Raw genomic sequence first — 14,090 nt, forward strand, 5'->3', positions numbered from 1 at the left:
TCCTTGTGCTCCAAACACCGAGGCTAAAAATTAACGCCCAGCCCCTCGTTTACCTACAGACCTAGGCCGCTTCTTAGGCTTCTCAGCCTTCTGTGGTCGGTTCTGGTCACCGCCCTTGGCAACCTGCCTGACTTTTTGATTTTTATACCGACGCACATCCTCATCTTTCTGAGCAGGTGTGCGTACAAACTTTACTCGATCAACGTCAAGATTTACTTCAGCCGCCAGCATATTGCATTCTTTTTGACTGAGTTCTCGCCAGGTTCCAACCTTTACTTCACTGGGAAGAAAAACTGGACCAAACCGGACACGCTTCAAACGGTTAACCTGTATACCTTGCGATTCCCATAAACGGCGAACTTCACGATTACGCCCTTCCATCAGCACACAGTGAAACCATTTGTTCGCCCCCTCTCCGTCAAAGAAGCGGACATCCGTGAACTTAGCCATACCATCTTCTAACAACACGCCCTGCTTTAACCGCCCCAACATGTCATCGTCGACTTCGCCTAATACACGTGCCGCATACTCACGATCTATTTGAGCAGACGGGTGCATCAACAGATTTGCCAACTCACCATCGGTTGTAAAAATTAACAACCCCGTGGTATTGATATCCAAACGGCCGACCACAATCCAACGCCCTTGCTTAAGAGGAGGCAAGGAATCAAAGACAGTGGGACGCCCTTCAGGGTCATGACGTGTACACACCTCACCCAACGGCTTATTGTAAATCAATACACGACGCGGAACATGACCTGAAAAAATCAAGTCAATCTTACGGCCATCCAGGGTTACTTTATCCGAAGGCCCAACTCGATCACCAAGCGTGGCAAGCGAATCATTAATTGTAAGCCTTTTTTCTTCTATCCAACGCTCCATCTCACGACGTGAGCCAAAACCGGAGCGCGCCAATACTTTTTGTAACTTTTCGTTTTCCACTGACGCTACCTTAATTGTTCAACTATTTGATTATTAATCAACAGTTGGAAGATTTTCTTTAGAGATGCCTTTTGCATCCATGTATTCTTGGAATATAACGGGTGTACGACCACGTCCAGACCACTCATGCACTTTGCCTTCGTCATCTGTAATAACGTATTTAGCTTTTACACTTTTACGCGGAGTTGACTCAACCAAGTCAGCAAGATCGTTTAGATCAATACCTGCTTCTTTCATCGCCAAACGGATTTGTTCGATTTTTTCAACGCGTGCTTTCTCTTCAGCTTCGCGCTTAGCTTCCTCTTCCTTACGCTCAGTATAAATTTCGTTAAGGTCCCCTAAAACCTTTTCAATTTCAAGCAGAGACAGCTCTTGACATTGTTTTCTTAGAGAATTTTTACGCGTCAGGTTTTTAATAAAATCAGACATAGTGCTTCCTTTAAAAGACTTTTAGAGTTACAGACTGGTATATTATATAGCGCAATTAAAAAATGTATAAGTAGCTCAGGCCTTAATTAAAAAAAGAAACATCACCCGCACCCACTCTAACCACCTCAGGCACATCATTGACTAAATTAACGACCGTTGTTGCCTCCATACCACAAAACCCTCCATCTATGACAAGATCAACATGATGTTGCAGTGATTCGCGAATATCGTAGGGATCTGTCAATGGCATTTCTTCGCCAGGAAGCATTAAAGATGTGCTCATAATCGGCTCACCCAATTCTCTCAGCAACTCTGTGACAATATTATTGGCCGGAACGCGTATACCAATAGTACGACGTTTAGGATGCAACAGCCTTCTCGGCACTTCGCTTGTCGCATTCAGAATAAATGTATAAGCACCAGGCGTATGCGCTTTAAGCAAACGATAAACACTGTTATCAACCTTAGCGTACGTTGATATAACCGATAGATCACTACACACTAGGGTAAAGTTATGCTTATCATCCAACTGACGTATTTGCTTAATTCTTTCCATCGCCTGCTTATCACCAAGACAGCAACCCAAGGCATACGCGCAGTCCGTAGGGTAAACAATAACGCCACCCTTCTTAAGAATTTCTACGGCCTGAGCAACCAAACGCTTTTGCGGATTGTCAGGGTGTATTTGAAACAATTGACTCACAGATCATCCCCTTTAGGATAAAAAACAGCCCATAATGAATCTAATTATAACAGCAAACGATTCAAAACATGCTGTTCATTAACCTCTAATGCAGGAAAACGCCCCGGCAATGTCCAAGCATTAAATGAATTATGAAAATCACTCCCCGCCGACATCAACAAATCCTGCTGAGTCGCCAGCTTAATCAATTCACGCCCCTGATCCGGATTCAAACCAGGATAACCCACTTCTATTCCCTCTCCGCCTACTTTTTTAAAGTCAGCCACCAACTCTCTCAACTTCGTAAATGTCATTTTGTACTTAGTGGGATGAGCTATAACGGCAATACCACCCGCCTGGCGAATAAACTCAACAGAACGCCTCAAATCAGGCCACAATGCTTTCACATCTCCAACTTTGTTTTGCCCCAAATAGTGATCAAACGCTTCCTGCAATGTTTTAACGTTTCTTAGCTTAACCAGCGCTTTAGCAAAATGAGGGCGCCCTATCTGCCCTCCTTCTGAATAACGCATAGCCAAGTCAAATATAGACGCATCTACACCTTTTTTGATTAAGCGCTCGGAGATACGCTCCGCCCTTTCCTGCCTCAAACAAAACAACTCTGCTTGATAGTCATTAACTCCCTCAAAAGCATCATCCAACCCCAACCCCAATATATGAATTGAGCGACGATTCCATAAACAGGTCAACTCAGTTCCCACAATTAAATTAAGGCCAATCTGCTCAGCGGCCAACCTCGCCTCATTAATTCCCGCCAATGTATCGTGATCCGTCAAAGCCATCACCTGCACACCATTAGCGGCACACAAGCTGACCAGTTCAGCAGGAGCTAAGGCTCCATCCGATGCACGACTGTGCAAATGCAAATCATAGTGAATCATATGTCCCTCCAAGCAAAAGGATTAAGCTCAAAAGGAGCGCCATTCCATAGGTATGTAATAGAAACAAACCTCAAATGCTGTACATTAAGTGTAACGTGAATTGGGTAATATATTGCAATCATGTCAATAAAGGGATGATGATAGACCCGAGCATGGCATAAAATACTTATTTTTGAATAAAAATTGCTGACAAATACTTAAACAGGAGAGATGTCTAATGTATTATGCAATAATAGCAGAGGATGTGGATAACAGCCTCGATGCCCGAATGAAGGCCAGACCCGCTCACTTAGAGCGATTACAGGCACTGAATTCTGAGGGCAGACTATTAATCGCTGGTCCGCATCCTGTCAATGACAGTGAAGAGCCCGGCCCGGCAGGCTTCTCTGGAAGTCTAATCGTAGCGGAGTTCGCTTCGTTACAAGCAGCAAAATCATGGGCCGATGACGATCCATACTTTGCTGCAGGGGTGTATAAAAGAGTTTTGGTTAAACCCTTCAAGAAGGTATTGCCCTGATCCCCGCAGGATCTGTTATACTTACTTGTGTAAATCTTAACCATACCTTTTAGACTGCCTGACAGGCTGTTTACCTTAGGTTAAGGTATAATGGGCTTTAATAGGCTTTGACAATTAATTAAAAAGACCAACATCCAACCTGGCACAAGGAAATGATGATGAAGAAAATTGCAATTGCTGCAGGCCTGGCCATGACTCTCGGCTTCTCTGCCGCTCAGGCTCAGGTTCCTGGTTATGCTGCTAACTCCAGCGACACTGTATGGCGCACCAGCTTCGGCGAGTGCTGGCAAACCTCTTCTTGGACCCCTGAAAAAGCGGTTCCAGGTTGTGCAGGCTATGTAGCTCAAGCCGAACCGGCTCCAGCTCCAGCTCCTGCTCCAGCTCCTGCTCCAGAAGTCGCTGATATCGATCGTAAATTCGCACTTTACTTCGATTTCGACAGCACCCGTGTAGGTGACATCTCTACGATTGTTAACCACATTGGTTCTTTGGCAACTGTTGAAAGCATCAGCCTAACAGGTCACGCTGACCGTATCGGTAACATGGCTTACAATGACCGTCTATCTCAACGTCGTGCAGATGCAGTTGCTGCTGCGCTTGCGAACGCTGGCGTAAACAGAAACTTGATGTCTACCAGTTCAATGGGTAGCCGCTCACCAGTTGCTAACTGCTCTGGCCGTGGCGCTGAATTGATTGCGTGCTTGCGCCCTGACCGTCGTGTAGACGTTGAAATCAAAGGCACTCGTCGCGGTCAATAATGATTCGCTGACACAAAAAAGCCACTTTTAAAGTGGCTTTTTTATTGCCTGTCATTGACTAAATCAAAGAACAACCCCACCACCAAAGGCAGCAGGGCCATCAGTAACTAACCAACAAACACTCTGGCGTTACGGAACATCCGCATCCAACTACCATCTTCGCTCCAATCACTTGGATACCAAGAGTTCTGGACAGCTCTAAACACACGTTCAGGATGAGGCATCATAATCGTGACACGTCCGTCCGGTGTTGTTACCCCTGCGATACCCAATGGAGATCCATTCGGGTTTGCTGGATAACTCTCAGTCACTTTGCCGTAGTTATCAACATAACGCAACGCGATATCCGCCGATTGAGACAAGGCAGTGAGATGCTGATCATCTCTAAACTCCGCACGCCCCTCACCATGCGCAATCGCGATTGGCATCCGCGATCCTGACATTCCTTGCAAGAAAATTGAGGCATTCTGTTGAACTTCAACCATCGCAACGCGCGCTTCAAACTGCTCCGAGCGATTACGCACAAAACGCGGCCAACGTTCGGCACCTGGAATAAGGCTATGCAAATTCGACATCATCTGACAGCCATTACACACGCCCAACGCAAAACTATCACGTCTTTCAAAAAATGCACTGAACTGATCACGCGCCAACGAGTTGAACAAAATAGACTTTGCCCACCCCTCTCCAGCGCCCAACACATCTCCATAGGAGAAACCACCACAGGCAACAACACCCTGGAAGGCCTCTAACGAAATACGCCCCGCTAGAATATCACTCATATGGACATCAAGTGCCGCAAAACCTGCACGCTCAAAGGCCGCAGCCATTTCGACTTGACCATTAACCCCCTGCTCACGCAGGATGGCAACCTTAGGACGAACACCCTTTGCAATAAAGGGCGCCGCTACATCTTCATCAATGGCATAGCTCAAAGACGCATGCAGACCCGGATCATTTCGATCAAGAATGCGATCAAATTCCTGCTGAGCACACTCAGGGTTGTCTCTCAACATTTGAATCTGATACGAGGTTTCAGCCCAATAGCTTTGCAGCATTGAACGAGATTCACTGAAAATCTCTTCTTCATCAAAATAAAGATTGATCTGGTCATCATCGTTAATGTTACCGATCACACTGACAAGATCGCCCAAACCGGCTGCCGTCAGCTCAGTGAGCACCATCTCAACATCAGAACGGCGAACCTGAATTACCGCACCCAACTCTTCAGCAAAGAGTGAGCGAACAATTTCATTCTGTTCTGAAGCCAACATATCCAAGCTAATATCTAAACCACAACGCCCAGCAAACGCCATTTCAACCAAGGTAACAAACACACCACCGTCTGAACGGTCATGATAAGCCAACAACACACCTTGCTCGTTAAGCTCTTGAATGGCAGCAAAGAAAGACGCCAGCAAATATGGATCATCCACATCCGGTGCATCTTGTCCCACTTGATTATAGACTTGCGCCAATGCAGACAAACCTAAACGATTTTTGCCAGCACCCAAGTCAATCAAAATCAGATCCGTTTCGCCTTGATCCGTTTTCAACTGAGGCGTTAATGTTTTGCGTATGTCAACCACAGGCGCAAAGCCTGAAATAATTAATGACATCGGAGCCGTTACGCTCTTATTTTCACCATCTTCCGCCCAAACAGTACGCATCGACATAGAGTCTTTACCGACTGGAATGGTGATTCCCAACGCAGGGCATAAATCCATACCCACAGCGGCAACAGCATCAAAGAGTTTTTCATCTTCGCCAGGATGTCCTGCTGCACACATCCAGTTGGCTGATAACTTAATATCCGAAATATCGTCTATGCGAGCCGCAGCCAGGTTAGTCAAAGTCTCGCCGATGGCAATCCGAGCTGAAGCAGGTGCATCAATCAAGGCCAAAGGTGTACGCTCACCCATTGCCATTGCCTCACCAGCATAGGTGTCATAAGCTGCAGCCGTCACGGCGCAGTCAGCAACTGGAACCTGCCAAGGCCCAACCATCTGATCTCTTGCCACCATTCCCGTAATACTGCGATCACCGATAGTGATCAGGAAAGACTTAGACGCTACCGCAGGTAACTTTAATACACGCTCAACCGCTTCTTCCAGCTCAATATCATCCGTCTCGAATGCTGGCAAGTCGTACGCTGAACGCTGAACACTACGGTGCATTTTTGGTGGTTTACCAAATAAAATACTCATTGGTAAATCGACAGGTTTCGATTCAAAATGCTGATCGTTCAGGACAAGGTGGTGTTCATCCGTTGCTTCACCCACAATTGCGTATGGGCAACGCTCACGAGCGCAAATGGCCTCGAAGGTTTCGAGCTGATCGGGCGTAACCGCCAATACATACCGTTCTTGCGCTTCATTGCACCAGATTTCTAATGGCGACATTCCCGGCTCATCATTATTGATGTTGCGCAGCTCAAAACGCCCACCACGTCCACCGTCTTTAACCAGCTCTGGAAAAGCGTTGGATAAACCACCCGCACCGACGTCATGAATAAAGGCAATGGGGTTTTTGTCAGCCAACTGCCAGCAGCGATCGATCACTTCTTGACAGCGACGCTCCAGCTCTGGGTTTTCACGCTGAACCGATGCGAAATCCAGATCCTCCGCCGAGCTACCTGATGTCATTGAAGAAGCAGCACCGCCCCCAAGACCAATCAACATCGCAGGCCCACCTAAGCAGATCAGCTTCGCTCCGACAGGAATATCCCCTTTTTCAACATGCTCTGCTTTGATATTACCCATACCGCCCGCAATCATGATAGGCTTGTGGTATCCACGCACTTCATCACCGGCAGCTCCTGGCACCTGCTGCTCAAACGTTCTGAAGTAACCCGTTAAATTCGGACGACCAAACTCATTATTAAATGCAGCACCACCAATTGGGCCTTCAATCATGATATCCAGAGGCGTCACGATGCGCTCAGGCTTACCGTAATCAGACTCCCAAGGCTGTTCAAATCCAGGGATTTTCAAATCAGATACCGTAAAGCCCGTCAAACCTGCTTTCGGTTTTGCACCTTTACCCGTTGCACCTTCATCACGGATCTCACCACCGGATCCCGTCGCAGCCCCTGGATGAGGTGCAATTGCTGTGGGATGGTTATGCGTCTCAACCTTCATTAATATATGAATAGGCTCTTGATGATAGGCGTATTCAAGCGTCTGTGGCTCTGGATAAAAACGACCCGCTGTGGTGCCCTCAATAACGGCGGCATTGTCTTTGTATGCTGACAATACACGATCACCACTTTGCTCGTTAGTATTGCGGATCATCCCGAAGAGCGACTTCTCTTGTAGCTCACCATCTATTTCCCAACTTGCGTTGAAGATTTTATGGCGGCAGTGTTCAGAGTTTGCTTGAGCAAACATCATCAACTCTACATCCGTAGGATTACGCTTTAGCTCGACAAAACTACTGTAAAGATAGTCAATTTCATCTTCAGCTAACGCCAAGCCCAGTGTTGTATTGGCTTGCGAAAGTGCTTCTCGACCACCACTAAGAAGGTCAACACTGGCCAAAGGCCTTGGCGCTTCCTGCCGGAATAAACGCTGACCATCGTCCAGCGCAGCAAAAACGGATTGCGTCATGCGGTCATGCAGCAAGGCAGATATTTGATCTCGCTGATTTGAATTCAGTGCACTTTCAGCATGAATATAGTAGGCTAAACCCCGCTCAATTCGGCGGATCGACTTAAGCCCGCAGTTATGGGCGATATCGGTCGCTTTACTAGACCAAGGTGAAATGGTGCCTGGCCGCGGAATAACAAGAAACAGATCTCCATCTGGAACCTCTGTTTCACCCCGAGGTCCATAGGTCAGAATCTGATCTAGCACCTTGTGCTCTTCTGAGCTCAATGCAGCTTCAGTATTTGCAAAGTGTATATATTCAGCATATACGCCTGTTACAGATGAATTCACCGATTGTAACAAGGATAGCAACTTATCGTGGCGAAAAGCCGAGAGAGCGGGTGCTCCACGCAGAACGAGCATGTCGATTTCGAGCCTCTTTTGGTACCTGCCTCGTGCAGGCATTAACAGCGGGAAATTAAGTGTATAGTTTACCTGATCTGAGGCACTGGATACCAGAAAAGCAGAGACTATGTTATTTACTACGAAGCCTCATCCCTTACGGGAGCTGATACTCTTTGTGTCAGTCGTCATTTTTATGTTCTCACTGGTAATGATCAGTCTTCGATCATCAACCCAGCTTGATTATATCAGAGATCAAGGCATTCTTCGCGTCGCCACCATTAATAATCCAATGACCTACTACCTTGAGCGCGGCGAAGCCGTCGGCTTTGAATATGAACTGACCAAGGCCTTTGCCGATCACCTCGGCGTTGAGCTAGAACTGTACATCAGCAAAGACTTAAACGAACTCTTTTCGTTACTCAATCAACGCAGCGCTCATTTTATCGCTGCAAACTTGTTAAACACCGATCAACGCTTAAATCAATTGATTCCCGGCCCCACCTATCGCGAATCGGCACCGTCGGTTATCTATCGTACTCGCCAAGGGTTTAAAGCCCCTAAATCCATTGAACAACTCTATGGAAAATCGATTGCCATCCTTGCGAATTCTAGCTATGCAGACATATTAGAGCAAATCCAACAGGAGCATTCTGAACTCACTTGGGAGGAGCGAGAAAACCAAGATATGATCGATCTTCTGCGCTCAGTGCATAACCAAGAGCTGGACTTCACCTTAATCGACTCCTATTTTTTTAATACTCAGCGCTCTTTTTTTCCAGGCCTTCGCAAAGCCTTCGCCTTGGGTGACCCCAAACCTATCAGCTGGTTTTTAACCAAAAGTAACGACACCTCTCTTCTGAAAGAGATGTATCGCTTTTTCGCTTTAGAAGAGACTCAGACGCTAATCGCAACACTGGAAGCCCGTTACTTTTCACAACAAAATCCGTTGAATTTTTTTGACACTCTTTCGTTTCGAAAACACCTAGAAGAACGACTCGTACCCCTAGAGCCTTATTTTAAGAATGCATCCAATGAAACTGGATTTGCGTGGGAGCTACTGGCCGCCCTTGGCTATCAGGAATCTCATTGGAACCCTGATGCTGTTTCAGCCACCGGCGTTAGAGGCATCATGATGCTGACACACGCAGCCGCAAGCGAAGTGGATGTTGAGGATCGCACCGACCCTGAACAAAGCATCATGGGCGGCGCGCGCTATCTGCAACAAATGAAACGCCGAATTCCCGATCGAATACCCGAACCCGATCACACATGGTTTGCTCTCGCTGCCTATAATATAGGATATGGACACCTTCTTGACGCGCGACGACTTACGCAACAAAAGGGCAAAAACCCTGATCGCTGGGAGGATGTTCGCTTACACCTGCCTCTGCTGGCACAAGAACGTTACTACAGCCAACTGCGGCACGGATACGCACGTGGACATGAACCTGTGCAGTATGTAGATAACATTATTAAGTACATGGATATTTTACAGTGGGAATTACAAAGCAATTCAATTCTAGAGCAGTTCAGCACCTTACCACCCTTATCGGAAGACAGTCTGCAAGACATTAGCGAACGCGTGCTTAGGAATTTTGCGCCAAGCCTTTAAGGCGCTTTTGTTCTTCACGACGGCGCCGAAAAAACTGGCTAATTAACTCGCTAGACTCTGCTGCCAACACACCGCCAATCACGTCGGGCTTGTGATTGAGATGCGCCAACGAGAGCGCTTGAAGCTGACTGATAAGGGCTCCTGCCTTGGGCTCTAATGCCCCATAAATCACTCGCCTGATACGGGCATGAACAATAGCACCTGCACACATCATGCAAGGCTCAAGCGTCACATAAAGATCCGCATTCACCAATCGATAGTTTTGCACCGCTAAGGCAGCCTCACGTAAGGCGATCACCTCCGCATGCGCACAAGGATCATGCCCCGTGATCGGGCGATTCCAACCTCGCCCGATTATCTGCCCATCCAAAACAACTAAAGCCCCAACAGGCACCTCGCCTAGATCGGCCGCATGCTGAGCCAAGTCCAAGGCTTGCCTCATCCATTGTTGATCGGTTTGTTCAGTCGACATAGCTGTTATAGATTCACTTGATACCAAACGAAAAAATGTATTTACAATCAATACGTAAGCGCACTTGGATTAAGCTTGATTGTGAGGTTGTGATTATACGTGAGTTCTGCGTTGTTTCCATTCGGTTTTTTGAAATGAGCGCTTAAAGGCACTTCTATATTTTTGATTGGTCACTCCCACCGACTCTATCACCTAGACCAAACCAGCTAGTCTTTACCCATTTCTATTCATGCTGTAACATACCCCCCTATACTATATTTGGGATACAATCTTATGGCTCATACGACTCGTCAAAAAGAAAAACTCATCGCACGCGTTCGTCGACTCAGGGGTCAGCTTGAGGGGGTTGAACGCGCCTTAGAGACAGACGCCGCCTGTAGCGAGGTACTACGTCAAATCGCCTCCGTGCGAGGCGCCGTAACGGGGCTGACATCTGAAGTGATGGAAGCCCATCTTCGTGAGCACATCATCGCCGCACCAACCGAGGATGAACGCCGACAAGCCGGTGAGGAAATGATCGAGGTCATTCGAACCTACATGAAATAACTCCATAGAACCTCTAGGAATATCAAAGATGGCAAGTACACAGGTTTCGACAATGAGCCACTCTCACTCCTTTTTAGGCGATGACCACCAACGAAACGAACGTAAAGTCTGGTTGGTCATCGCACTGACCACCAGCATGATGGTGATCGAAATCATCGCAGGTACGGTCTATGGTTCGATGGCGCTAGTGGCCGATGGCTGGCATATGTCCACTCACGCTGGTGCAATGCTGATTACTGTCTTGGCCTACCGCTACGCGCGTCGACATGCAAATAACCCACGCTTCACGTTTGGCACTGGCAAACTCGGTGATCTTGCCGGATTTGCCAGTGCCGTAGTGCTGGCGCTGATCGCGCTGTTAATCGGCTGGGAGAGTTTTCTTCGTTTAACCAATCCTGTCGCCATCCAGTTCGAACAGGCCATCGCGGTGGCCGTTGTCGGCTTGATCGTCAACCTAGTCTCCGCGTGGCTGCTAAAAGATGATCACTCCCACCATCACCACCATCATGCCCACGCACATGACGCGCATCACCACGACCATCATCCTAAAGCACGTGATAACAACCTCCGTGCCGCCTATCTACATGTTCTGGCTGACGCTCTAACTTCAATCTTAGCGATTGTCGCGCTGCTACTCGGTCGCAGCTATGGTTGGCAATGGGCAGATCCCATCATGGGTGTGGTGGGTGCACTGGTTATTGCTCGCTGGTCTTGGAGTTTGATCCGTGACGCTGGAAGTGTTCTGCTCGACGCCGCCTCTGAGGGAGAAGCCGTACGCCAAGAAATTCAGGAAGCGATGACTCACAGCAAGGACCGAATCACCGACCTACATGTTTGGCAAGTCGGCCCTGGTCATTTTGCAGCGATCATCGCGTTAGCGACTCAGGAACCGAAAGAACCTGCTCATTACAAGGCACAACTTGAGCACATTCATGAACTGTCGCATATTACTGTTGAGGTGCAGCCTGTTTACTGAGGTTGATTGACTTGAGAGATTCTAGCTTTACTGAATCTACCCTTTCATCATCATTTGAACCTCTAAGAGAATCGCACATCGGTAGCCATTTTTCTGATCGAATCGCCTCTTCCAGAATAGTCCTCATTCTGTCTAGCTCAAGCTTGCTTTCCCATGCCAAAAGAGCGCTGAACAGATACTGCTCAATCCGAGTAAACGGCAACCGGTGTGTGACCTTTCGGTTCATTGGAGTGGATGTTGAATTGGTCAATTACATCGATTACCACTAGGGAGAAAAAACAATGATGATAAACCCTCTACACCCCGGCGAATTGCTGCGCGATGACGTCATTGTCGAGCTGAGCCTGACCGTTAAGGAAACTGCTGAGCGACTAGGCATGCCCCGCGTAGCTTTGTCTCGTGCACTGAACGGCCGAGCGACGATCAGCCCTGACCTTGCTCTTCGTCTAGAAATGGCAGGAGTGAGCACTGCCCGCGCTTGGCTCACTATGCAGATGAACTAGGATCTGGCCCAAGCCAAACAACACCCGCAACCACCGATAAAAGCATTACAACCTGCTGGTTAACTGACTGATACCTTAACCTAACAAAAAAGGCGCACAAGCGCCTTTTTTATTTTACAGGCTTAACCTGTCACTCCCACTCAATCGTAGCTGGCGGCTTGCTCGACACATCATAGGTCACACGTGAAACCTGTGCGATTTCATTGATGATGCGGCTGGAAACGGTCTCCAACAAGTCGTAAGGCAAATGTGCCCAACGCGCGGTCATGAAATCAATCGTTTCAACCGCTCTCAACGCGATAACGTATTCGTATCGACGGCCATCACCCACAACACCCACGGACTTCACAGGTAAAAACACAGCAAAGGCTTGGCTGGTTTTGTGGTACCAATCGGCTTTATGCAATTCTTCGATGAAAATGGCATCAGCTTCTCTAAGAATATCCGCGTACTCTTTTTTCACCTCACCCAAGATGCGAACACCTAAGCCTGGGCCTGGGAAGGGGTGACGGTAGACCATGTCATAGGGCAAGCCTAGCTCTAAACCGATCTTGCGAACTTCGTCTTTAAAAAGCTCACGCAAAGGCTCAACCAGATCAAACTTCATGTCCTCTGGCAGTCCACCCACATTGTGATGCGACTTGATTACATGGGCCTTGCCTGTTTTTGAGGCGGCAGACTCAATAACATCAGGGTAAATAGTGCCCTGCGCCAAGAAACGGCACTCAGTTAGACGCTCAGCCTCTTCATCAAAGACTTCAATAAAGGTGTTACCAATTGCTTTACGCTTGGCTTCAGGGTCTGTTTCACCAACCAGGCGTCCTAAGAAACGTTCTTCAGCATCGGCACGAATAACATTCACACCCATGTTACGCGCAAACATGTCCATGACCTGCTCGCCTTCGTTTTTACGCAACAAACCATTATCAACAAAAACGCAGGTCAAACGATCACCGATTGCCTTGTGCAATAAGGCCGCCACAACGGATGAGTCAACACCCCCTGACAAGCCCAACAGAACTTTTTCGTCACCGACTTGATCACGCACTTTGGCAATAAGGTCATCAATGATGTTTTGTGCTGTCCACAACGCATCAGTACCGCAGATCTCTCGAACAAAGCGATCCAGAATCCGCATACCTTGTTTAGTGTGCGTCACTTCAGGATGGAACTGAACGGCATAAAACTGACGCGCAGGATCGCACATCGCCGCAACTGGCGCTGACTCAGTCGATGCAATCACATGAAACCCTTCAGGCATCACAGTTACTTTATCGCCATGACTCATCCAAACATCTAAAGATAAGGAGCCGTTATTGGCGATATGGTCATCGATACCTTCCAATAAGCGACTTGGGCTGCTGGCTAAACGCACCCGCGCATAACCAAACTCTCGCTTTTCAGACGACTCGACCGCACCGCCCAACTGCTCAGCCATGGTCTGCATGCCATAGCAAATCCCGAGTAAAGGAACGCCAAGATCGAATACGACCTCTGGTGCCCTTGGTGAGTCCAATTCAGTCACTGACTCAGGCCCACCAGCCAAAATAATTCCTTTTGGCGCGAATTCACGTATTGCTTCTTCACTCATGTCAAAAGCATGAATCTCGCTATAGACGCCAAGCTCTCGAACGCGTCTGGCGATCAACTGGGTATACTGCGAACCGAAATCCAAAATTAGAATTCGTTGCGCATGAATATCTTTACTCATTTCAGTGACTCCGGTGAAGGCTAGTCTAATCATCAAATCCGCTGCAGC

General features: G+C 47.7%; 14 protein-coding genes. 7 read left to right on the forward strand and 7 right to left on the reverse strand.

Going from position 1 to position 14,090, the window contains the following annotated elements; all coding sequences use genetic code 11:
* Nucleotides 1-30: 30 nt before the first annotated feature.
* The 4 genes from rluB to F5971_RS05010 form a co-directional block, all read right to left on the reverse strand.
* A complete protein-coding gene (gene rluB / locus F5971_RS04995) occupies nucleotides 31-942 on the reverse strand; it encodes a 23S rRNA pseudouridine(2605) synthase RluB (RefSeq protein WP_193494321.1) in 912 nt (303 codons plus the stop codon).
* A 33-nt stretch (nucleotides 943-975) separates the two neighbouring features.
* Nucleotides 976-1,371, reverse strand: coding sequence for an H-NS histone family protein (locus F5971_RS05000; RefSeq protein ID WP_036509417.1), 396 nt, complete (start codon nucleotides 1,369-1,371; stop codon nucleotides 976-978).
* Nucleotides 1,372-1,453: 82 nt separating this feature from the next.
* Entirely contained in the window at nucleotides 1,454-2,074 is a 621-nt protein-coding gene (locus F5971_RS05005) for an L-threonylcarbamoyladenylate synthase (protein ID WP_193494322.1), read from the reverse strand.
* A gap of 44 nt (nucleotides 2,075-2,118) precedes the next feature.
* Entirely contained in the window at nucleotides 2,119-2,955 is an 837-nt protein-coding gene (locus F5971_RS05010) for a PHP domain-containing protein (protein WP_193494323.1), read from the reverse strand.
* 217 nt (nucleotides 2,956-3,172) lie between these two features.
* On the opposite strand from F5971_RS05010, the gene F5971_RS05015 reads away from it, so the two are divergent.
* Together F5971_RS05015 and F5971_RS05020 are read left to right on the forward strand one after the other, a co-directional pair.
* Nucleotides 3,173-3,472, forward strand: a complete 300-nt coding sequence (locus tag F5971_RS05015) for a YciI family protein (protein ID WP_193494324.1) — start codon at nucleotides 3,173-3,175, stop codon at nucleotides 3,470-3,472.
* A gap of 158 nt (nucleotides 3,473-3,630) precedes the next feature.
* Nucleotides 3,631-4,230, forward strand: a complete 600-nt coding sequence (locus tag F5971_RS05020) for an OmpA family protein (protein ID WP_112159333.1) — start codon at nucleotides 3,631-3,633, stop codon at nucleotides 4,228-4,230.
* A 107-nt stretch (nucleotides 4,231-4,337) separates the two neighbouring features.
* Here the strand turns inward: F5971_RS05020 and purL are convergent, their stop codons facing one another.
* Complete coding sequence (gene purL / locus F5971_RS05025) at nucleotides 4,338-8,240, reverse strand: phosphoribosylformylglycinamidine synthase (protein ID WP_193494325.1); 3,903 nt, start codon at nucleotides 8,238-8,240, stop codon at nucleotides 4,338-4,340.
* Nucleotides 8,241-8,349: 109 nt separating this feature from the next.
* Here purL and mltF point away from each other — a divergent pair, with 109 nt between their 5' ends.
* Nucleotides 8,350-9,834 (forward strand): membrane-bound lytic murein transglycosylase MltF, encoded by a 1,485-nt coding sequence (mltF, locus tag F5971_RS05030; RefSeq protein WP_193494326.1) that lies wholly within the window; start codon nucleotides 8,350-8,352, stop codon nucleotides 9,832-9,834.
* Here the strand turns inward: mltF and tadA are convergent.
* Nucleotides 9,809-10,306 (reverse strand): tRNA adenosine(34) deaminase TadA, encoded by a 498-nt coding sequence (gene tadA / locus F5971_RS05035; RefSeq protein ID WP_193494327.1) that lies wholly within the window; start codon nucleotides 10,304-10,306, stop codon nucleotides 9,809-9,811. The genes mltF and tadA overlap by 26 nt on opposite strands.
* A gap of 273 nt (nucleotides 10,307-10,579) precedes the next feature.
* On the opposite strand from tadA, the gene F5971_RS05040 reads away from it, so the two are divergent.
* From F5971_RS05040 to F5971_RS05055, 4 genes are all read left to right on the forward strand, one after another.
* A complete protein-coding gene (locus F5971_RS05040; RefSeq protein WP_193494328.1) occupies nucleotides 10,580-10,852 on the forward strand; it encodes a metal/formaldehyde-sensitive transcriptional repressor in 273 nt (90 codons plus the stop codon).
* A gap of 28 nt (nucleotides 10,853-10,880) precedes the next feature.
* The gene (dmeF, locus tag F5971_RS05045) at nucleotides 10,881-11,828 is read left to right on the forward strand and encodes a CDF family Co(II)/Ni(II) efflux transporter DmeF (RefSeq protein WP_036509403.1); all 948 of its coding nucleotides are present in this window, start codon (nucleotides 10,881-10,883) and stop codon (nucleotides 11,826-11,828) included.
* 143 nt (nucleotides 11,829-11,971) lie between these two features.
* On the forward strand, nucleotides 11,972-12,097 hold the full coding sequence (locus tag F5971_RS18780) for a type II toxin-antitoxin system RelE/ParE family toxin (RefSeq protein WP_425489321.1): 126 nt from the start codon (nucleotides 11,972-11,974) through the stop codon (nucleotides 12,095-12,097).
* Between the two features lie 12 nt (nucleotides 12,098-12,109).
* Entirely contained in the window at nucleotides 12,110-12,331 is a 222-nt protein-coding gene (locus F5971_RS05055; RefSeq protein ID WP_193494330.1) for a HigA family addiction module antitoxin, read from the forward strand.
* A 130-nt stretch (nucleotides 12,332-12,461) separates the two neighbouring features.
* Here F5971_RS05055 and guaA read toward each other — a convergent pair whose 3' ends face one another.
* Nucleotides 12,462-14,042, reverse strand: a complete 1,581-nt coding sequence (gene guaA, locus F5971_RS05060) for a glutamine-hydrolyzing GMP synthase (protein ID WP_193494331.1) — start codon at nucleotides 14,040-14,042, stop codon at nucleotides 12,462-12,464.
* Between the last annotated feature and the right edge of the window lie 48 nt (nucleotides 14,043-14,090).

This window comes from Nitrincola alkalisediminis (assembly GCF_009821115.1).
Lineage (GTDB): Bacteria > Pseudomonadota > Gammaproteobacteria > Pseudomonadales > Balneatricaceae > Nitrincola > Nitrincola alkalisediminis.

What these genes read in the sequence shown, in the direction of transcription:
- mltF (WP_193494326.1), top strand. Translation starts at nt 8,350, where the DNA reads ATGTTATTTACTACGAAGCCTCATCCCTTACGGGAGCTGATACTCTTT.
- F5971_RS05020 (WP_112159333.1), top strand. Translation starts at nt 3,631, where the DNA reads ATGAAGAAAATTGCAATTGCTGCAGGCCTGGCCATGACTCTCGGCTTC.
- F5971_RS05040 (WP_193494328.1), top strand. Translation starts at nt 10,580, where the DNA reads ATGGCTCATACGACTCGTCAAAAAGAAAAACTCATCGCACGCGTTCGT.
- dmeF (WP_036509403.1), top strand. Translation starts at nt 10,881, where the DNA reads ATGGCAAGTACACAGGTTTCGACAATGAGCCACTCTCACTCCTTTTTA.
- tadA (WP_193494327.1), bottom strand. Translation starts at nt 10,306, where the DNA reads ATGTCGACTGAACAAACCGATCAACAATGGATGAGGCAAGCCTTGGAC.
- purL (WP_193494325.1), bottom strand. Translation starts at nt 8,240, where the DNA reads ATGCTCGTTCTGCGTGGAGCACCCGCTCTCTCGGCTTTTCGCCACGAT.
- F5971_RS05015 (WP_193494324.1), top strand. Translation starts at nt 3,173, where the DNA reads ATGTATTATGCAATAATAGCAGAGGATGTGGATAACAGCCTCGATGCC.
- F5971_RS05055 (WP_193494330.1), top strand. Translation starts at nt 12,110, where the DNA reads ATGATGATAAACCCTCTACACCCCGGCGAATTGCTGCGCGATGACGTC.
- F5971_RS05000 (WP_036509417.1), bottom strand. Translation starts at nt 1,371, where the DNA reads ATGTCTGATTTTATTAAAAACCTGACGCGTAAAAATTCTCTAAGAAAA.
- F5971_RS05010 (WP_193494323.1), bottom strand. Translation starts at nt 2,955, where the DNA reads ATGATTCACTATGATTTGCATTTGCACAGTCGTGCATCGGATGGAGCC.
- guaA (WP_193494331.1), bottom strand. Translation starts at nt 14,042, where the DNA reads ATGAGTAAAGATATTCATGCGCAACGAATTCTAATTTTGGATTTCGGT.